This window comes from Cellulomonas timonensis (assembly GCF_900046455.1).
GTDB lineage: Bacteria > Actinomycetota > Actinomycetes > Actinomycetales > Cellulomonadaceae > Cellulomonas_A > Cellulomonas_A timonensis.
The window spans coordinates 72,778-91,987 of the sequence record NZ_FCOT01000007.1; the positions used below are offsets into that span (position 1 = coordinate 72,778).

Annotated in this window: 15 protein-coding genes and 3 rRNA genes; 14 read left to right on the forward strand and 4 right to left on the reverse strand. The window is 67.7% G+C overall.

The genetic code is table 11. The annotated features are described in order from the left end of the window. The first annotated feature begins 112 nt into the window (after positions 1–112). The 7 genes from BN3788_RS00440 to BN3788_RS00470 are packed head-to-tail and all read left to right on the forward strand — an operon-like array spanning position 113 to position 6,872. Positions 113–814 (forward strand): FadR/GntR family transcriptional regulator, encoded by a 702-nt coding sequence (locus BN3788_RS00440; RefSeq protein ID WP_066581696.1) that lies wholly within the window; start codon positions 113–115, stop codon positions 812–814. 51 nt (positions 815–865) lie between these two features. Beyond that, on the forward strand, positions 866–2,107 hold the full coding sequence (locus BN3788_RS00445; protein ID WP_066581699.1) for an ABC transporter substrate-binding protein: 1,242 nt from the start codon (positions 866–868) through the stop codon (positions 2,105–2,107). Position 2,108: 1 nt separating this feature from the next. Further along, a complete protein-coding gene (locus tag BN3788_RS00450) occupies positions 2,109–3,053 on the forward strand; it encodes a carbohydrate ABC transporter permease (protein WP_066581700.1) in 945 nt (314 codons plus the stop codon). Then, positions 3,053–3,955 (forward strand): carbohydrate ABC transporter permease, encoded by a 903-nt coding sequence (locus BN3788_RS00455; protein WP_082812453.1) that lies wholly within the window; start codon positions 3,053–3,055, stop codon positions 3,953–3,955. Before BN3788_RS00450 ends, BN3788_RS00455 begins: the two co-directional genes overlap by 1 nt. Positions 3,956–4,003: 48 nt before the next feature. After that, positions 4,004–5,119 carry a mandelate racemase/muconate lactonizing enzyme family protein gene (locus BN3788_RS00460; RefSeq protein WP_066581705.1) on the forward strand — a complete coding sequence of 372 codons (1,116 nt, stop codon included), beginning with the start codon at positions 4,004–4,006 and terminating at the stop codon, positions 5,117–5,119. A 38-nt stretch (positions 5,120–5,157) separates the two neighbouring features. Continuing rightward, positions 5,158–5,883, forward strand: a complete 726-nt coding sequence (locus tag BN3788_RS00465) for an SDR family oxidoreductase (protein WP_066581707.1) — start codon at positions 5,158–5,160, stop codon at positions 5,881–5,883. Between the two features lie 50 nt (positions 5,884–5,933). Next, entirely contained in the window at positions 5,934–6,872 is a 939-nt protein-coding gene (locus BN3788_RS00470) for a dihydrodipicolinate synthase family protein (RefSeq protein WP_066581709.1), read from the forward strand. A gap of 115 nt (positions 6,873–6,987) precedes the next feature. On the opposite strand, the gene BN3788_RS00475 is transcribed toward BN3788_RS00470, so the two are convergent. Both BN3788_RS00475 and BN3788_RS00480 read right to left on the reverse strand, forming a co-directional pair. Next, the gene (locus BN3788_RS00475) at positions 6,988–8,208 is read right to left on the reverse strand and encodes an amidohydrolase (RefSeq protein WP_066581710.1); all 1,221 of its coding nucleotides are present in this window, start codon (positions 8,206–8,208) and stop codon (positions 6,988–6,990) included. Positions 8,209–8,289: 81 nt separating this feature from the next. After that, positions 8,290–8,754 carry a MarR family winged helix-turn-helix transcriptional regulator gene (locus tag BN3788_RS00480; RefSeq protein WP_082812454.1) on the reverse strand — a complete coding sequence of 155 codons (465 nt, stop codon included), beginning with the start codon at positions 8,752–8,754 and terminating at the stop codon, positions 8,290–8,292. 86 nt (positions 8,755–8,840) lie between these two features. Here BN3788_RS00480 and BN3788_RS00485 point away from each other — a divergent pair, with 86 nt between their 5' ends. Beyond that, positions 8,841–10,136: a multidrug effflux MFS transporter gene (locus tag BN3788_RS00485; RefSeq protein WP_066581713.1), complete on the forward strand. Its 1,296-nt coding sequence runs from the start codon at positions 8,841–8,843 to the stop codon at positions 10,134–10,136. Between the two features lie 61 nt (positions 10,137–10,197). Continuing rightward, entirely contained in the window at positions 10,198–10,803 is a 606-nt protein-coding gene (locus BN3788_RS00490; protein ID WP_066581715.1) for a DinB family protein, read from the forward strand. On the opposite strand, the gene BN3788_RS00495 is transcribed toward BN3788_RS00490, so the two are convergent. Both BN3788_RS00495 and BN3788_RS00500 read right to left on the reverse strand, forming a co-directional pair. After that, positions 10,761–11,570 carry a hypothetical protein gene (locus BN3788_RS00495; protein ID WP_066581717.1) on the reverse strand — a complete coding sequence of 270 codons (810 nt, stop codon included), beginning with the start codon at positions 11,568–11,570 and terminating at the stop codon, positions 10,761–10,763. The two genes, BN3788_RS00490 and BN3788_RS00495, sit on opposite strands and share 43 nt — an antisense overlap. A gap of 45 nt (positions 11,571–11,615) precedes the next feature. Continuing rightward, on the reverse strand, positions 11,616–12,245 hold the full coding sequence (locus BN3788_RS00500) for an NUDIX domain-containing protein (RefSeq protein ID WP_234346404.1): 630 nt from the start codon (positions 12,243–12,245) through the stop codon (positions 11,616–11,618). Positions 12,246–12,278: 33 nt separating this feature from the next. Here BN3788_RS00500 and BN3788_RS19155 point away from each other — a divergent pair, with 33 nt between their 5' ends. From BN3788_RS19155 to rrf, 5 genes are all read left to right on the forward strand, one after another. Next, entirely contained in the window at positions 12,279–12,422 is a 144-nt protein-coding gene (locus BN3788_RS19155; RefSeq protein ID WP_159066837.1) for a hypothetical protein, read from the forward strand. Positions 12,423–12,426: 4 nt separating this feature from the next. Next, the gene (locus BN3788_RS00505) at positions 12,427–13,239 is read left to right on the forward strand and encodes a TspO/MBR family protein (RefSeq protein WP_147525019.1); all 813 of its coding nucleotides are present in this window, start codon (positions 12,427–12,429) and stop codon (positions 13,237–13,239) included. A 691-nt stretch (positions 13,240–13,930) separates the two neighbouring features. Beyond that, a 16S ribosomal RNA gene (locus BN3788_RS00510) occupies positions 13,931–15,454 on the forward strand. 404 nt (positions 15,455–15,858) lie between these two features. Beyond that, positions 15,859–18,973: ribosomal RNA gene (locus BN3788_RS00515) — 23S ribosomal RNA — on the forward strand. 78 nt (positions 18,974–19,051) lie between these two features. Next, positions 19,052–19,168: ribosomal RNA gene (rrf, locus tag BN3788_RS00520) — 5S ribosomal RNA — on the forward strand. Together the 16S, 23S and 5S rRNA genes form the textbook arrangement of a ribosomal RNA operon. The last annotated feature ends 42 nt before the right edge of the window (positions 19,169–19,210 follow it).

Sequence of the window (19,210 nt, forward strand, 5' to 3'; positions counted from 1 at the left end):
CAAGTGGCCCCAAAGTTGTCCGAACTGTTGCCGCCTGATCTCCCGGAACGTACGTTCGCGACAAGACCCCAACGTTTCCCGGTCAATGTTGTCCGACAAATGTGAGGTGGCAATGAAGCCAGCGAACCTGCAGGACCGCATCCTCGACGTGTGCCGCGAACTCGGCCTGGAGCCGGGCGACGACCTCCCCACCGAGCAGGAGCTCGCCGCGCGGCTCGACGTCAGCCGTGCCGCGCTGCGGGAGGCGCTCGCGGTGCTGGACGGCTTCGGCATCGTCGTCTCCCGGCAGGGCGCGCGCCGCAGCCTGGGGCGCTTCGACATGACGGCCGTGGTGCTGCGGCTCACCGAGATGATGGAGCCGACCACCGACGCCCTGATCGAGCTGCTCGACGTGCGGCGCGTGCTGGAGGTGGCGTTCTTCCCCACTGCTGTCGCGAACATGTCCGCCAAGAAGATCGGCGAGCTGCGCGAGGTCACCAACCGCATGCACGCGAAGGCCGAGCATGGCCGGGCGTTCATCGAGGACGACCAGGCGTTCCATCACGCCATCTACGCCCATCTGGACAACGCGACGCTGGAGAGCCTGCTCACCGCGTTCTGGCAGATGTTCGAGCGGATGTCTCCCGAGACCACCACGGGCCGCGACCTCGTCGAGTCGGCGCGCAGCCACTCGCGCATCGTCGACGCGCTCCGTGCCGGCGACACCCAGCTCGCGGTGCACCAGCTCAACGTGCACTTCTTCGACGTCCGGACGCGGCTGACCCACCAGCGCGCCGCGTCCCGCACCACCCCGGCGCCCACCCCAGCCGGCTAGAGCCGCCCCCGGGCCACCAGAAAGGACATTGCAATGAGGCAACGTTCGCGCATGCGCTTCGCCCCCGTCGCGGCCGGGCTGGTCGCCGGAGCCCTGCTGCTCTCCGCCTGCGGAGGCGGCAGCGCCGCGGCCGACGACGGAGACGCCACGCTCACGTACTGGCTGTGGCAGGACGACTCGACGGACCCGACGTGGACCAACCTGGTCGCGGAGTTCAACGAGCAGAGCACCAACGGGACCGTCGAGGTCCAGGTCATCCCGCTCGCGCAGTACGAGGACAAGCTGCTCAACGCGCTCAGCAGCGGCGGCGGCCCCGACGCGGCCCGGTTCAAGGACGTGTGGCTCGGCGAGTTCGTGCAGGCCAAGGCGCTGGCGCCGCTCAGCGAGCGGATCGCCGGCTGGGAGGGCAAGGACGATGTGGTCCCCGCCCTGCTGGACGCCGGCAAGGTGCCGGGGGACGACGAGACGTACCTGATGCCGCACCAGTACACGACGCTGTACATGTACTACAACAAGGCCATCTTCGCGGCGCACGGGCTCGAGGCGCCGAGCACGCATGAGGACGTGATGGCCGCCGCGCAGACGCTGGCGGACGCGGGCCAATTCGCGATCGACATCCGTGGCGGCGTCGGCGGGCAGGATCAGTGGGCCGCCTGGATGTACTCGGCGGGCGCGACGTTCGTCGACGACGACGGCAATGTCACGCTCGCAGACGAGGTGGGCGTGGAGGCGAACCAGGACTACCTGGACCTGCACGCGATGGGCGCGACGCCCCCCGGCTCGATCACCGCGGACTTCGCCGCCGTGCGGGGCAACTTCCTCAACAAGACGACGGCCATGATGATCCACCACGCGGGCTCGCTGGCGGCGGTGCGTGAGGGGCTGGGCGACGACGTCGGCGTCATCCCGATGCCGTCGGCCGACCCCGCGAAGCCCACGACGCTCGGCTCGATGAGCGGCAACGTGGTGTTCGGGACGTCGGACAAGCAGGACCTCGCGTGGGAGTGGGTGTCCTGGCTGCTGACCCACGACCCGATGCTCACCATGAGCACCTCGCCGCAGGGCCAGCTCCCCGTCCTCACCTCCGTGGCCCAGGGCTCGCCGTTCAGCGACGACGAGGGGCTGCAGGTGGCGCTCGACGCACAGGCCACCGCCCAGACATGGCCGCTGCTGCCGGGCACGTCGACGGTCGTCAACAAGGACTGGGTCCCCACGCTCCAGTCGGCCTTCGAGGGCAAGGTCACGAGCGCGCAGGCGCTCGAGGAGCTCTCCACGGTGCTGGCGGGGAAGTGAGATGACAGCCGGACCTCTGACCGCACTGCCGCGCCGGGAGCAGCTCCCGGCCGGTCGGGCTGCACGGCGGGCGCCGCGGCGCCGCGTGAACCTGATGCCGCTCGTCTACCTCGCGCCGAGCCTCGCGCTGTTCGCGGCGTTCATCGTCTTCCCGTTCCTGCGGGCCATCTGGTTCTCGTTCAACGAGACGAGCTTCCTCGGCGGCATCATCGGCTTCACGGGGATCGAGAACTACCAGGCGATCCTCTCCGACCCGCACTTCGTGAACGCGCTGCGCAACTCGGCGGCGTGGACGTTCGGGGCGGTGGGGCTGCAGCTCGTGCTCGGCACCGCCGGGGCGTTCCTGCTCAACCAGCGGTTCGCGCTGCGCGGCCTGGCCCGGGGGCTCGCGATGGTCCCGTGGGCCACCCCGAGCGTGCTCGTCGCCCTGATCTGGCTGTGGATGCTCGACCCGAACCGCGGCATCGTCAACGGCGTCCTGGTGGGTCTCGGCATCCTCGACAAGCCGGTGGCGTTCCTCAGCACGTCGGAGACGGCGATGCCCACGCTCATCGCGATCGACGCCTGGCAGGGCATCCCGTTCTTCGCGGTGATGATCCTGGCCGCGCTGCAGAGCGTGCCGCAGGAGCTCAAGGACTCCGCGCGCACGGACGGCTGCGGCCCGATGGGCGTCTTCCGCAACGTCGTCGTCCCGCACATCCTGCCCACGGTGCTCATCACCCTGGTACTGCGGCTCATCTGGACGGCGAACTACATCGACCTCGCCTACGTGCTGACCGGCGGCGGACCGGCCCGCGCCACCACCACCCTGCCGCTGCTGTCCTACCTGACGGCGTACAAGGGCGGGGACTTCGGGCAGGGCGCGGCCTACGCGATGGTGCAGGCGGCGATCCTCTCCGTCCTGGTCGTGATGTACATCCGCCTCACGAGAGACAGGAGCGCGTGATGTCCGCTGTGCTCGATCGTCCCCTGGCGCCTGCGGCTTCCCCGGCGCCCGCACCGGTCCCGATCCCGCGCCGTCCCCGTGTGCGGCTGGGCAGCTCGCTGGTCCACGGCGCCGTCGCCCTCTGGCTGGCGGCGACGCTCGGCCCATACCTGGTGATGCTGCTGACGTCGCTCACGAGCGAGCGGGAGCTGCTCACTCCGGGCGTCAACCCGATCCCCGAGACGTTCACCCTCGACGCGTATGTCGAGCTGTTCCGCACCACGCAGTTCCTCAGCTACCTGGGCAACTCGGTGTTCACGGCGTTCGGCACCGTCGCGTTCTCGCTGCTCGTGGCGATGGCGTCGGCCATCTGCCTGTCGCGGTTCCGGTTCCGGGGCCGCACGTCGATGCTGACCGCGCTGCTCATCGCCCAGCTCTTCCCGGCCGTGCTGCTGGTCATCCCGCTGCAGGCCGAGCTGCGCACCGTGGGGCTGCTCGACTCCCGCTGGGGCCTGATCCTCGTCTACTCGACGTTCGCCACCCCGTTCGCGACGTTCCTGCTGAAGAACTTCCTCGACGGGCTGCCCCTCGAGCTCGACGAGGCGGCGTCGATCGACGGCTGCTCGCCGTGGCAGATGGTGCGGCACGTGTTGCTGCCGCTCATGCGCCCGGGGCTCACCGCCGCCGGGACGTACATCTTCATCTTCGCGTGGAACGAGCTGCTCTACGCGTTGACCTTCACCTCGACGCCCGCCGCCCAGACCATCCCCGTCGGGCTGCAGCTTTTCATCGGCGAGTACCAGATCCGGTGGGACCTGCTCACCGCCGGCGGCGTCCTGGCCGCCATCCCGGTGCTCGCGGGCTTCATGGTCGTGCAGCGCCAGCTCATCAGCGGGCTGACCGCCGGCGCCGTCAAGGGCTGAGCCCGCCCCACCTCGAACCACAGCACCTCACAGATCGGAACGAACGCCATGACCATCACCGACTCGCGCATCCCGCGCATCGAGTCCATCGAGCTGAGCGCCTCCCGCGTGCCGTTGCCCGACGGGCCGTGGGGCGACCAGATCCACCACGTGACCGACATCGAGGTGACGCTCGTCGATGTGCGCGGCGACAACGGGCTCGTCGGCACGGGCTTCAGCCACACGTCGGGCATGGGCGGCGCGACGATCGCCGCGCTGGTGGGCGAGATGATCCCGAACGTCGTCGGACGCCCGCTGTCCCCGCAGGGCATCTGGCACTCGAGCTACCGCTACGTGCACGACATCGGTGGCGCCGGCGTGACCACCCACGCCCTGTCGGCGATCGACATCGCGTGCTGGGACCTGCTCGGCAAGAGCCTGGGCGTTCCGCTGGTGGACCTCATCGGCCGGGTGCGCGACCGGGTGCCGCTGTACGGCAGCGGCATCAACCTCAACCGCAGCGTCGAGGAGGTCGTGGAGCAGGCCCGCCGCTGGCAGGCGCTCGGCTACGCCGCCGGCAAGGTGAAGGTCGGCAAGCCGGACCTCGAGGAGGACGTCGAGCGCCTCACGAAGATCCGCGAGGCCATCGGCGCGTTCCCGCTCGCCGTGGACGCGAACCAGGGCTGGAGCTATCCCGAGGCGCTGCGGGCGTTCAAGCGCTTCGAGCACCTGGACCTGCTGTGGATCGAGGAGCCGCTGCCCTCGGACGACATCACCGGCCACGTGCGGCTGCGGGAGCGCACGAGCACGCCGATCGGGCTGGGGGAGAACGTCTACAACCTCCCGCAGTTCACCGAGTACATCGAGCGCGGCGCCGTGGACTTCGTGCAGGCGGACCTCGGGCGGGTGGGCGGCATCACCGGGTACCTCGACATCGCGACGGTGGCGCGGGCCCACAACCTGCCGATGACCCCGCACTTCGTGCTCGAGCTCAGCGCGTCGCTGCTCGCGGCGGTCCCCAACATCTCCTACGCCGAGGTCACCGACGGCGGCCGCTGGCAGGAGCTCGGCATCGTCTCCGAGGCCGGCACGGAGGTCGACGGGTTCTACGTGCCGTCGGATCGCCCGGGCAACGGCCTGGTGTTCGACCGCGAGTACCTCGCCCGCCACGCGATCACCCTCTGAACCCCCTCAACCCCCTCTCTGAACAGGACGGACACACCATGACGTACGCCACCAACGACCTCCGCGGCCAGGTCGCGATCATCACCGGCGCCTCCTCCGGCATCGGCGAGTCCCTCGCGCGGCTGCTCAGCGCGCAGGGCGTCAAGCTCGGGCTGCTGTCGCGCTCCGGGAAGGACCTGGGCCTGCCCGAGTCGATCACCGGCGCCGTGGACGTCGCCGACCGCGCCGCCGTGGCGGCCTTCGTCGAGCGGACCGTCGCGGAGTTCGGCGGGCTGGACATCGCCGTCGCGAACGCGGGCGTCGGCTCCTACGGCGAGTTCCTCGACGTCCCCGAGGAGCACGAGGACGAGATGATCGCGACGAACGTGCTCGGCACGATCCACCTCTACCGGGCTGCGGTGCCGCACCTGGTGGCCCGCGGCGGGGGAGACCTCATCACCGTGGCCAGCGAGGCCGGCCGGCGCGGGCTGCCGGGCGAGGCCGTGTACTCGGCCAGCAAGTTCGCGCAGGTGGGCCTGACGCGCGCGCTCGACAACGAGCTGCGCGAGTCCGGCATCCGCGCGTCCAACATCGCCCCCGGCGGCGTGTGGACCAACTTCGCGATCGACGACGAGCGGGGCCGGGTCGATGGCTCCGACCAGCTCCAGGGCATGATGCGGCCCGATGACGTGGCCGAGCTCATCGGCTTCGTGCTGACCCGCCCGCGTCACTTCCGGATCCTCGAGACCGCCCTGCGCCCCGTCACCGAGGCCCAGTGGGGCTGATCCCCGCCCAGAAGTGCCGGTCTGATCACCATCCAGAAGAAGTGAGCACCATGACTGCCCTGTCCTCCACTGAGCCGCTCCGCGGCGTCATCCCCCCGATCATCACGCCCCTGACCCCCACCGGGACAGTGGACGTCCCCTCGCTCGAACGCCTCGTGAACTTCGAGGTCGACGCCGGTGTGCACGCGATCTTCGCGCTCGGCACCGGCGGCGAGGGGCCGTACCTCACCGACGACCAGCAGCACACCGTGCTGCGGACCGTCACTGACACCGTCGCCGGGCGCATCCCCGTGCTGGCTGGGGTCAGCGACATCGGCACCGCCAAGGTGCTCGCCAACGTCGAGATCGCCACCCAGTACCCCGTGGACGCGCTCGTCTCCACCGCCGCGTTCTACGGCTCGGTGTCACGCGTCGAGCTCGACGCCCACTTCAGGGCGATCGCCGCCTCCTCCGAGCTGCCGCTGTACGCGTACGACATCCCGCTGTTCACGGGCGTCAAGCTCCCCGCCGACCTCACCGTCGAGCTGGCCCACGACGGTGTGATCGCGGGCGTCAAGGACACCAGCGGGGAGGAGGACGGGTTCCGCTTCATCATCGAGAACACGCGGGACCTGCCCGGCTTCTCCGTCATCACCGGATCGGACATCACCGGTGACGCCGCGATCCTGCAGGGCGCGCACGGCCTGATCGTCGGGGTCGCGAACATCGACCCGCACGGCTTCGTGGAGATGTACGACGCTGCGGTGCGCGGCGACTGGCAGTCCGCCCGCGTCGTGCAGGAGCGGCTGCACGCGCTGCGGCTCATCGCGAAGATCGCCGCGGGGCGCATCAGCGGGTTCAGCGCCACGATCGGGGCGTTCAAGGCGGCGCAGGTCTACCGCGGCATCATCGACCACGACCTGCTGCAGGCGCCCCTGCAGTCGCTCGACGACGCGGAGCGCGCTGCCGTGCACCGCGTGCTGGACGGGCAAGGCCTCGGGCGGATCTGAGCCCCGCCCCGGCCCTGCGCCCCGCCAGGCCGGCCGGCCGTGCTCCGGCACGGTTGGCCGGCCTGTGTGGCGCTCGCGTTCGCGCTAGACGAGCGCCCACGACGGGGCGCTCGCGCTAGACGAGCGCTCCGTCGTGCGCGACGACGCGGCCGGCGTGGATCGTGGTGCGCCCCGCCGGGCGGTCCATGACGGCCGAGGTGACGGTCTCTCCCGGCACGAGCACGAGCTCGGCCGGGTCGCCGACGGCCAGCCCGGGGCGGTCCGCGACGCCGCCGAGCCGGGTCGCGGACGGGTCGACCAGGCTCGCGCCACCCACCGTCGCGATCGCGACGCAGTGCTCGATGAGCTCGTCGTGGCGCAGGTTGCGCGTGAACGCGAGCTGCCAGGTGCGGTCGAGCATGTCGGTGTTGCCGTAGGGGGACCAGTAGTCGCGCTGGCCGTCCTGGCCCAGCCCGATCCGCACGCCGTGCGCGGCGAGGGCCGGGATGGGCAGCACCCGGTTGCCGCCGGGGGCGATGGTCGCCACCGCGATGTCATGCTCAGCGAGGGCGGCGGCCATGGCATCGGCGGCCTGCGCGTCGAGGTCCGCCAGGGCGAACGCGTGCGAGAGGGTCACCTGGCCGCGCATGTCGAGTGCCGCGACGCGCTCCAGGACCAGGTCGATGGTGAACGCGCCGAGCGTCCCGCCCTCGTGCAGGTGGATGTCGATCGGCACGCCGTGCTTCTCGGCGAGGCCGAAGACGACGTCGAGGTGGCGCACCGGGTCGCGGTCGAGCCCGCACGGGTCGAGGCCGCCGATCGCGTCCGCGCCGTTGCGCAGCGCCGCGTCGAGCAGGTCGGGGACTCCGGGCTCGAGGAGGATGCCGGCCTGCGGGAACGCGACGATCTGCACGTCGGCGTGGTCGCGGTGGGCCTCGCGCGCGGCGACGACCCCTTCGAGGCGCTCCAGGCCGCAGTCGGCGTCGACCTGCGCGAACGCGCGGGCCCGGGTCATCCCGTGCTCGATGGCGCCGCCGAGCGTCAGGGTGGCGCGCTCGGCCACCGACTGCTCGGCCTGGCGCCAGTTCTGACGGTCGTTGTCGATCAGGTTCCACAGCCCGCCGGGCTGGGCGCCGTGCGGGCGGAACGGCAGGCCGATCCGGGTCGAGTCCAGGTGCACGTGCGTGTCGGTGAACGACGGTAGGAGCAGGCGTCCCGCCCCCGCGACGATAGTCGCCCCGGGCGCCGCCGTGCCGCCACCGGCGGGGGAGACGGCGGCGATGAGGCCGTCCTGGAGGGTGACGTCACTCGGCGCCCCGCCCCACGGGCGGACGTCCTGGATGAGGGTGGTGGTCATCTGCGCATGTTCCTGTTCCACGCCCCTGGAGGTGGGGCGTCAGGACATGGAAACACGCGCATGAGGCGGTCCTTGGCCCGGCTAGGCGGTCTGCTCCTCGTGCAGCGCCCGGTCGAGCTCGTGGAGGGCGGCGGCGGCCGCCTCGATCGCGGCGACGTGCTCGGGCGCGAGGTGGCTGAGGGCGGCCCGGATGGACCCCGACCAGGCGGCGGCGATCGCCTCATGCTCGGATTGCGCCTCGTCGGTCACGACGAGCCGGCTCACCCGGCGGTCGGCAGGGCTGTGCTCGCGCATGACCAAGCCTCGGTCGACGAGCGTGCGGACGGCGGCGCTGGCGTTGCTCTGGCGCAGCCCGAGCTGCCGTGCGAGCTCGCCCACTGTGGTGCCCGGGTGGTCGAGGACATGCTTGAGCACGGCGAGCTCGGTGGTGGGCAGGGGGTCGATGCCGAGCTCGTCGGGGACCCGGCGGTGGATCGTCCAGGCGAGGTCGCGCAGCACAGTGGTCACGTCCCGCCGCACTGCGGGGGAGCCAGCTCCTGCCGTCATGGCGCCCAGCCTACTTTATATGTTGACATATATATCATCTGATATATATTCTCGAGGCTCACCCCCCTCCTCTCCGAAGGTTCCCCATGCCTGCGCTCTCCGAGGCCGGCCCGCGCCCGGACCGTCCCGTCGCCGGGATGCTCGTCGCCCTCCTGGCCCTGCTGACCGCCGTCGCGCCGCTGTCGATCGACATGTACCTGCCCGCCTTCCCGGGCATGTCGCAGGACCTGTCGACCACCGCGAGTGGCATCCAGCTCACGATGACCACGTTCCTGGTCGGCCTCGCGCTCGGCCAGCTCTTCATCGGACCGCTCTCCGACGGCCTCGGCCGCCGTCGCCCGCTGCTGGCGGGCACCCTCCTGTGCCTGCTCGCGAGCGTGGTCTGCGCCCTCGCCCCGAACGTCCAGGTGCTGGCCTCCGCGCGGTTCCTGCAAGGACTCGGCGGGGCGGCCGGCGTGGTGCTGGCCCGCGCGATCATCTCCGACACGTCACGCGGCGCGGCTGCCGCGAAGCTGCTGGGCGTCCTGATGATCATCAGCGTCATCGCCCCCGTCATCGCCCCGCTGGCCGGCGGCCTGATCGTCGCCAGCGCCGGCTGGCGTGTCGTGTTCTGGGTGATCGCCGGCCTCGTCGCGCTCATGTTCGCCGGCGCCCTGCGCTGGGCTGCCGAGACCCGTCCCGAGCATGAGCGCACCCGCGGCGGCCTGGGAGCCACCCTGCGCGCCGCCCGCGAGGTGCTCGGCAACCGCTCCTACACCGGGTACCTGCTGACCTTCTGCTTCGCCTTCGCGGGGCTGTTCGCGTACATCGCGGCGTCGCCATTCGTCATCCAGAACGTCATCGGCCTCTCCGAGGGCCAGTTCTCGCTGCTGTTCGCGGGCAACGCGCTGGCCATCACCGCCACCTCCGCGCTCGCGGCGGCGCTCGCGGGCCGCATCGCGTACCGCCGGATGATCGCGATCGGCCTGGCCATCGGCGTGGCGGCCGCACTGGGCCTGCTCATCGTCGTGCTGAACGGCGTGCCCGCCGTGCCCACCCTCGTGCTGTTCGCCGTCTTCCAGGGCTCGCTCGGCCTCGTCTTCGGCAACGCCACGGCGCTGGCCCTCGGCGAGGCCGGCCGTCACGCCGGCACCGGCTCGGCGTTCCTCGGCTTCCTGCAGTTCATGCTGGCCGCCGCGGTGTCGCCCCTGGTCGGAATCCGCGGGGAGCAGACGGCCGTGCCGATGGGCGTCGTCATGGTGGCGTTCGCGGTGCTGGCCGCCGTCGCCTTCGCGACGCTCACCCGGGGCCCGTCCCGCACCGCCGACGCCGACACCCACGTCGACACTGACGCCGACGTCGCGCCGCACGCGCATGAGGCGGAGGCAGCTGTCGCACGCTAGGCCCCGCGATCACCGCCCGATGGCGCAGGCGGGGGAGGCCCGCCTGCGCCATAGTGTCGGGATGGATCCCCAGGAGATGTTGCACAGCACGTTGCAGACCGCTCGCGCGGACCTGCTCGGCAAGCTCGACGGGCTCGGCGAGTACGACATCCGCCGCCCCATGACCCCCACCGGCACCAGCCTGCTCGGCCTCGTCAAGCATGTGGCCAGCGTGCAGCTCGGCTACTTCGGCGAGGTCTTCGGCCGCCCCGCCGACCGCGTCCTGCCCTGGTACGCCGACGGCGCTGATCCCGAGGCGGACATGTGGGCCACCGCCGACGAGACCCGCGAGGAGATCGTCGACCTGCACCACTACTCGGCCGAGCACAGCGACGCGACCATCAGGGCGCTGCCGCTGGACGCCGTCGGCGAGGTGCCGTGGTGGCGGCCGGAGAACCGGGTGGTGACCCTGCACAAGATCCTGGTGCACATGAGTGTCGAGACCAGCCGCCATGCCGGCCACGCCGACATCATCCGCGAGCTCATCGACGGGTCTGCTGGCCTGCGCGCGGGCGACGCCAACGTGGCGGGCCGCGGCGCCGACGGGTGGGCGCAGCACCACGCCCGGGTCGAGGCCGCCGCGCGTCAGGCCGCGTCGAGGGTGGACGACGGCGCCGCGCGCCTCTGACCTGGACGCGACAGGCCCCGGTCGCCGATGACGGGGGCCAGGACGACGAGCGCCGTCGCCGCCAGCAGATGCCACGCGCCATGCCCCTGCCACAGCGCATGCGGCGCGCACCAGGGGCCGCCCGCACGGGTCAGCACGCCGATCAGGCCGCCGAACCCCAACAGCCCCATGCTCCACGCGACCCGAGGACGGAGCCGGGGAGCCGCCAGGGCGCGGGCGAGCGTGAGCCCGACCGCGGCCGTCGCCGCCACGCCTTGCGCCACGTCGCCGGAGATCGGCGCCACGGCGATGAGCGGCACGAGCGCCACGCTCGGCGCCGCCCACCACCACCAAGAGCGACGGCGCCCGGTGAGGTCCGCCGCGGAGTCGGCTGCGACGAACATGAGAGTGGCGAGCAGCGGCAGGTCGTGGGCGACGTCCGACCAGGCCGGGTCCGGGCCGTGCTGCACCACTGAGCCGGCCCCGATCGCGGCGACCAGCGCCGCGTACGCCGCAGCCGACGGCTGCCGCTCCGTCGACGTCGGTCCTGTCTGATCACGCGCCGTCTGATCACGCCCCGCCGCAGGCGACCCGGGCGCCAGGGCGCCGGGATCGGCTTCCGCCCGACGGGTGCGGCGGCTGCCCGCCAGGATGAGCCCTCCGGCCACCACGAACGCCAGGCTCGTCACGGTGGACACCGGCTCGTGCAGCAGCCCGGCCCCCTCCTCGCACGCGTGCCCGGTGCGGGGGGTCGCCGCCTGTACGAGCGCTGACGCGAGCATCGCCATCAGTCCACGGTAGGCGGCGCCTTCCGTGACGGCAGGGGGAGCCCGTTACCGAGCAGCCTGCCCCTGGTGGGGAGCCTGCGCGTCGGGTGCCTGCCCGTCCAGCAGCTGCGCGGCATGGCGACGCGCGCGCGCGATGCGATCGGCCAGCCCTTCGGCGGCATCCGTCGGGAGCGCCGACACCGGCCACCACGCGAGCGCCTCGCTCTCGTCGCTGACGGCGAAGGCGGCCGTGCGGGGGAGGACGGCGACGAATCCGACGTCGAGGTGCTCCGCGCACGTCCACCCCCCGGAGAGCGCATGCCTGTCGAGGTCGAACGGCGCGGCGTCGAGCAGCTGGAGCGTGGGGACCTGGCTCTCCTCGCGGGCCTCCCGCGCGGCGGCGGCGGCCAGCGAGGCGTCCGACTCCTCGAGGTGCCCCCCGAACTGCACCCAGAACTTGCCCTTCCGGTGGAAGCACAGGAGCGTCTCGGCGAGGTCGTCGGACAGCACCACGCAGCTGGCCGTGAGGTGCTCGGGCGGCCCGCTCTTCCACAGGGCGGCGGTCCCATGGGACTCGAGGTGCGCGAGGTAGTCCACCCGCAGGCGCTCCTGACGGGGGTCAGGCGGCGGCCACCCGGACAGCTCGGCGCGGACGTTCTCCACGAGTATGGGCTCATTGAGGTCGGTGTGCTGCACCCGACGACCGTAGGCGACGGCCCGGGAGTGCGAGTGTCAGCCCTCGGCCAGCGGCGTGCCTCACTCGGCGCGCGCCAGCGCCTGATCGCCGGGATGCTGGACCCGCGTCGCGACGACAAGGAGGTCGTGCGGCGTCCACCCACCGAGGAGGGACGACATGCCGGGCTCGACAGGTGATGCGGTGAGGCCGGGCAGCGTGCGCGGCGGCATGCCCGGCGCAGGCTCGCCGCGTCTGCGCCAGACGGTCGTCAGCGTCGTCTTCATCGTCTGCGTGCTCGCCTCATTCGTCGGCTCAGGCGCCTTCGGCGGGACCCCCATCGCCGAGGCCGCCGACGGCCTGCTCTCCAGCGAGGCCACCCTCCTGGCCCCGGGCTCCGGCGCCTTCGCGATCTGGAGCGTGATCTATGCCGCGCTCGGCGCGTACACGGTGTGGCAGTGGACCGATGCCGCCGACCCTCGGCGGATCGCCTGGCTTGTGGTGGCCTCCCTGGTGCTCAACGCAGGGTGGATCGCCGTGGTGCAGGCCGGCGCCGTCTTGCTGAGCGTCATCGTGATCGTGGCCCTCCTGGCCGTCCTCGCGGAGACGTTCCGCCGGCTCGTCACCACCCGGCCGCGGAGCCGAGTCGAAGCCGTGGTCGCCGACGGCACGATGGGCCTCTACCTCGGGTGGGTGTGCGTGGCCACGTGCGCCAACATCGCCGCTGCCTTGCGGGGCGCCGGAGTCGACGGCGGGAGCGTCGCCACCTGGTGGGCGGTCGTGGTCCTCACGGTGGTGGCCGCACTCGGTGTCGCGCTCGCCGTCTACGGGCGCGGACGTCTCGCAGTCGCCGCCTCGATCGTCTGGGGGCTCGGATGGATCGCCGCCGAACGGCTCAACGGAACGCCCGGCTCGGATGCGACTGCTGTGGCGGCCATCGGAGGCGCTGTGGTCGTCGCCTTCGTGACGGCGGCGGCGCGACTCCACTCAGGCCCGATGCCGGTGCGCGGCTTTTGACGATGCCGGAGCGCTGGGCTAAGTTATTCCAGTTGCCTCCGAGCGAGCAACGGACACCGCAGGTCGACGACCCGGTGGCCGGTCCCACGGAAGCAGCATCCCCAGTCCGACAATTCGGCGGTTCGCCGCGGTGTCGTCGCGCCTGGGGAGGTGGCAGGACCCCGAGGGCCGCGCAAGCGGGTTTGACGGGGGAGAAAGCCTCCGCTAAGTTTGCGAAGTTGCCTCCGAGCGAGCAACGGACACCGCGGGTCGAACCCGGTGGCCGTTTCCCCGGAGAGCAGCGATCCCGGGTTTCATCAGATGGCGGTTCGAACCGCCTTCGAAACGCGCCTAGGATAGGAACTGCCTCGCACGGAAGATTTCCTGAGAAACAGGAATTTGACGGGGTGAGGAAATGCGGTAAGATTGAATAGCTGCCTCACGAGGGCCTGAAAGGGTCCGACGGGATGAGCGTCTGTTCCTTGAGAACTCAACAGTGTGCCAAGTAGTCGATGCCAAGATGGTTCATCGTCTGGTGGTTCCCCGCTTTTCGGTGGGGGGTTGCTGGTTGGTGAGTCTTGGTTGACTGAGTGTGTCGTCCACCCCGTGGGTGGCATGCTCGAATCAGCCGAATTAACTGGTCCTGCTTTCGAGTGGGGCTGTTTCGTGTGTCGGTTTCCTTGCCGCTTCGGTGGCAGGGTGCCATGAGACATCTACGGAGAGTTTGATTCTGGCTCAGGACGAACGCTGGCGGCGTGCTTAACACATGCAAGTCGAACGGTGATGACAGGGCTTGCCTTGTCTGATCAGTGGCGAACGGGTGAGTAACACGTGAGTAACCTGCCCTTGACTCTGGAATAACCGCGGGAAACGGCGGCTAATACCGGATACGAGACGCACAGGCATCTGTAGCGTCTGGAAAGATTTATCGGTCAAGGATGGGCTCGCGGCCTATCAGCTTGTTGGTGGGGTGAAGGCCTACCAAGGCGACGACGGGTAGCCGGCCTGAGAGGGCGACCGGCCACACTGGGACTGAGATACGGCCCAGACTCCTACGGGAGGCAGCAGTGGGGAATATTGCACAATGGGCGCAAGCCTGATGCAGCGACGCCGCGTGAGGGATGACGGCCTTCGGGTTGTAAACCTCTTTCAGCAGGGAAGAAGCGAAAGTGACGGTACCTGCAGAAGAAGCGCCGGCTAACTACGTGCCAGCAGCCGCGGTAATACGTAGGGCGCAAGCGTTGTCCGGAATTATTGGGCGTAAAGAGCTCGTAGGCGGTTTGTCGCGTCTGCTGTGAAAACCTGAGGCTCAACCTCGGGCTTGCAGTGGGTACGGGCAGACTAGAGTGCGGTAGGGGTGACTGGAATTCCTGGTGTAGCGGTGGAATGCGCAGATATCAGGAGGAACACCGATGGCGAAGGCAGGTCACTGGGCCGCAACTGACGCTGAGGAGCGAAAGCATGGGGAGCGAACAGGATTAGATACCCTGGTAGTCCATGCCGTAAACGTTGGGCACTAGGTGTGGGGCTCATTCCACGAGTTCCGTGCCGCAGCAAACGCATTAAGTGCCCCGCCTGGGGAGTACGGCCGCAAGGCTAAAACTCAAAGAAATTGACGGGGGCCCGCACAAGCGGCGGAGCATGCGGATTAATTCGATGCAACGCGAAGAACCTTACCAAGGCTTGACATACACCGGAAAAGTGCAGAGATGTGCTCCCCGCAAGGTCGGTGTACAGGTGGTGCATGGTTGTCGTCAGCTCGTGTCGTGAGATGTTGGGTTAAGTCCCGCAACGAGCGCAACCCTCGTCCTATGTTGCCAGCGGGTCATGCCGGGGACTCATAGGAGACTGCCGGGGTCAACTCGGAGGAAGGTGGGGATGACGTCAAATCATCATGCCCCTTATGTCTTGGGCTTCACGCATGCTACAATGGCCGGTACAAAGGGCTGCGATACCGCGAGGTGGAGCGAATCCCAAAAAGCCGGTCTCAGTTCGGATTGGGGTCTGCAACTCGACCCCATGAAGTCGGAGTCGCTAGTAATCGCAGATCAGCAACGCTGCGGTGAATACGTTCCCGGGCCTTGTACACACCGCCCGTCAAGTCACGAAAGTCGGTAACACCCGAAGCCGGTGGCCCAACTCGCAAGAGGGGGAGCCGTCGAAGGTGGGACTGGCGATTGGGACTAAGTCGTAACAAGGTAGCCGTACCGGAAGGTGCGGCTGGATCACCTCCTTTCTAAGGAGCATCTGGCCAGGTCTCTTCGGGGGCCGGGTCCAGGCCCATGTCCCTGGCCGAACGAGCCGGGGGTGGAGCTCAAGGGTGGAACATCGACTATGGCCGGCCGCGATGCGGCCTCCTTCTAGTACGTCCCGGGCTTGCCCGGTTCTGGAACGCGGGGGGTCGTGTGAGGGGTGGGCTTGGCGCACTGTTGGGTCCTGAGGGAACAGCCGGAAGGTTGTTGTCTCGGGTTGCCCCGCTGGCTCGTCTTCGGATGGGTTGCGGTGGGGTGGCTGGATACGGGTCCGTGTGATCGGTCGAACCGCCCAGGTGTTCTTGGGCAGGCGCCGGTGTCAGCACGGGGATCGTTCGTAGCTTGAGAACTGCACAGTGGACGCGAGCATCTTTGTAGAAATTATTGTGGTCAAGTTTTTAAGGGCACAGGGTGGATGCCTTGGCACTAGGAGCCGATGAAGGACGTAGTAGCCTGCGATAAGCCTCGGGGAGTTGGCAAACGAACCGTGATCCGAGGATCTCCGAATGGGGAAACCCCGCTGGAGTCATGTCCAGTGACCCGCACCTGAATATATAGGGTGTGTGGAGGGAACGTCGGGAAGTGAAACATCTCAGTACCGACAGGAAGAGATATTCCGTGAGTAGTGGCGAGCGAAAGCGGATCAGGCCAAACCGTATGCGTGTGATAGCCGGCAGGCGTTGCGTGTGCGGGGTTGTGGGACCTTTCAGCTGGTTCTGCCGAATCAGCAGGGAGTCAGAAAGCCGCGTTATAGTCGAAGGGCATTGAAAGGCCCGGCACAGAGGGTGTGACCCCCGTAGACGAAATGACGCGGCCTCCCGAAGGGGATCCCAAGTAGCACGGGGCCCGAGAAATCCCGTGTGAATCCGGCAAGACCACTTGCTAAGCCTAAATACTACCTAGTGACCGATAGCGGACAAGTACCGTGAGGGAAAGGTGAAAAGTACCCCGGGAGGGGAGTGAAATAGTACCTGAAACCGTGTGCCTACAATCCGTTGGAGCCTCCCTAGCAGGGGTGACAGCGTGCCTTTTGAAGAATGAGCCTGCGAGTTAGTGGTACGTGGCGAGGTTAACCCGTGTGGGGAAGCCGTAGCGAAAGCGAGTCCGAATAGGGCGATTCAGTCGCGTGCTCTAGACCCGAAGCGAAGTGATCTAGCCATGGGCAGGTTGAAGCGCGGGTAAGACCGCGTGGAGGACCGAACCCACTTGGGTTGAAAACCGAGGGGATGACCTGTGGTTAGGGGTGAAAGGCCAATCAAACTTCGTGATAGCTGGTTCTCCCCGAAATGCATTTAGGTGCAGCGTCACGTGTTTCTTACCGGAGGTAGAGCTACTGGATAGCCGATGGGCCCCACAAGGTTACTGACGTTAGCCAAACTCCGAATGCCGGTAAGTGAGAGCGTGGCAGTGAGACTGCGGGGGATAAGCTCCGTAGTCGAGAGGGAAACAGCCCAGACCACCAGCTAAGGCCCCTAAGCGTATGCTAAGTGGGAAAGGATGTGGAGTTGCACAGACAACCAGGAGGTTGGCTTAGAAGCAGCCACCCTTGAAAGAGTGCGTAATAGCTCACTGGTCAAGTGATTCCGCGCCGACAATGTAGCGGGGCTCAAGCATACCGCCGAAGCTGTGGCATTCACACAATAGCTCAGCCCCCTTGTGGGGTTCAGGCGTGTGGATGGGTAGGGGAGCGTCGTGTGGCGAGTGAAGTCGCGGGGTGACCCAGCGGTGGACGCCACACGAGTGAGAATGCAGGCATGAGTAGCGAAAGACGGGTGAGAAACCCGTCCGCCGAATGACCAAGGGTTCCAGGGCCAGGCTAATCCGCCCTGGGTAAGTCGGGACCTAAGGCGAGGCCGACAGGCGTAGTCGATGGACAACGGGTTGATATTCCCGTACCGGCGAAGAACCGCCCATACCGACCCCGGTGATGCTAAGCGCCCGAAGCCGTCCATCGTCCCTTCGGGGACACCGGGCGGGGGAGCGCGCGACCCGAGCCGGCAGTAGGTAAGCGCATTAACAGGGGTGACGCAGGAAGGTAGCCCAGCGTGGCGATGGTAGTCCACGTCCAAGGTTGTAGGGCGAGAGGTAGGCAAATCCGCCTCTCACATAGCCTGAGAACTGATGGTGACCGCGAATGCGGGATGATTGGGTGATCCTATGCTGCCAAGAAAAGCCTCGGCGCGAGGTTCTAGCCGCCCGTACCCTAAACCGACTCAGGTGGTCAGGTAGAGAATACTAAGGCGATCGAGAGAATCGTGGTTAAGGAACTCGGCAAAATGCCCCCGTAACTTCGGGAGAAGGGGGGCCCGAAGCGTGATCCCACTTGCTGGGGGAGCGTGGACGGCCGCAGAGACCAGGGGAAAGCGACTGTTTACTAAAAACACAGGTCCGTGCGAAGTCGCAAGACGATGTATACGGACTGACGCCTGCCCGGTGCTGGAAGGTTAAGAGGACGGGTCAGCCGCAAGGCGAAGCTCAGAATTTAAGCCCCAGTAAACGGCGGTGGTAACTATAACCATCCTAAGGTAGCGAAATTCCTTGTCGGGTAAGTTCCGACCTGCACGAATGGCGTAACGACTTTCCCGCTGTCTCAACCGCGAACTCGGCGAAATTGCACTACGAGTAAAGATGCTCGTTACGCGCAGCAGGACGGAAAGACCCCGGGACCTTTACTATAGCTTGGTATTGGTGTTCGGTGCGGCTTGTGTAGGATAGGTGGGAGACTGTGAAGCCGGCACGCCAGTGTCGGTGGAGTCAACGTTGAAATACCACTCTGGTCGCTCTGGATATCTAACCTCGGTCCGTCATCCGGACCAGGGACAGTGCCTGGTGGGTAGTTTAACTGGGGCGGTTGCCTCCTAAAATGTAACGGAGGCGCTCAAAGGTTCCCTCAGCCTGGTTGGCAATCAGGTGTCGAGTGCAAGTGCACAAGGGAGCTTGACTGTGAGACTGACAGGTCGAGCAGGGACGAAAGTCGGAACTAGTGATCCGGCGGTGGCTTGTGGAAGCGCCGTCGCTCAACGGATAAAAGGTACCCCGGGGATAACAGGCTGATCTTGCCCAAGAGTCCATATCGACGGCATGGTTTGGCACCTCGATGTCGGCTCGTCGCATCCTGGGGCTGGAGTAGGTCCCAAGGGTTGGGCTGTTCGCCCATTAAAGCGGTACGCGAGCTGGGTTTAGAACGTCGTGAGACAGTTCGGTCCCTATCCGCTGCGCGCGCAGGAAACTTGAGAAGGGCTGTCCCTAGTACGAGAGGACCGGGACGGACGAACCTCTGGTGTGCCAGTTGTTCCGCCAGGAGCACGGCTGGTTGGCTACGTTCGGAAGGGATAACCGCTGAAAGCATCTAAGCGGGAAGCCTGCTTCAAGATGAGGTTTCCATGGGGACTAGTGCCCCGAGAGGCTCCCAGCTAGACCACTGGGTAGATAGGCCGGATGTGGAAGGCAGGACGAAAGACTGCTGGAGCTGACCGGTACTAATAAGCCGATGACTTCACCACACTACATTGCTACGCGTCCACTGTGCGGTTCCCGAGATACGAACGGGAATCATCCCGAGATTCATATCTCCATAGAGTTACGGCGGTCATAGCGAGGGGGAAACGCCCGGTCCCATTCCGAACCCGGAAGCTAAGCCCCTCTGCGCCGATGGTACTGCACTCGCCAGGGTGTGGGAGAGTAGGTCGCCGCCGGAACATCATTCAGAAAGAGCCACCCCTATGGGGTGGCTCTTTCTG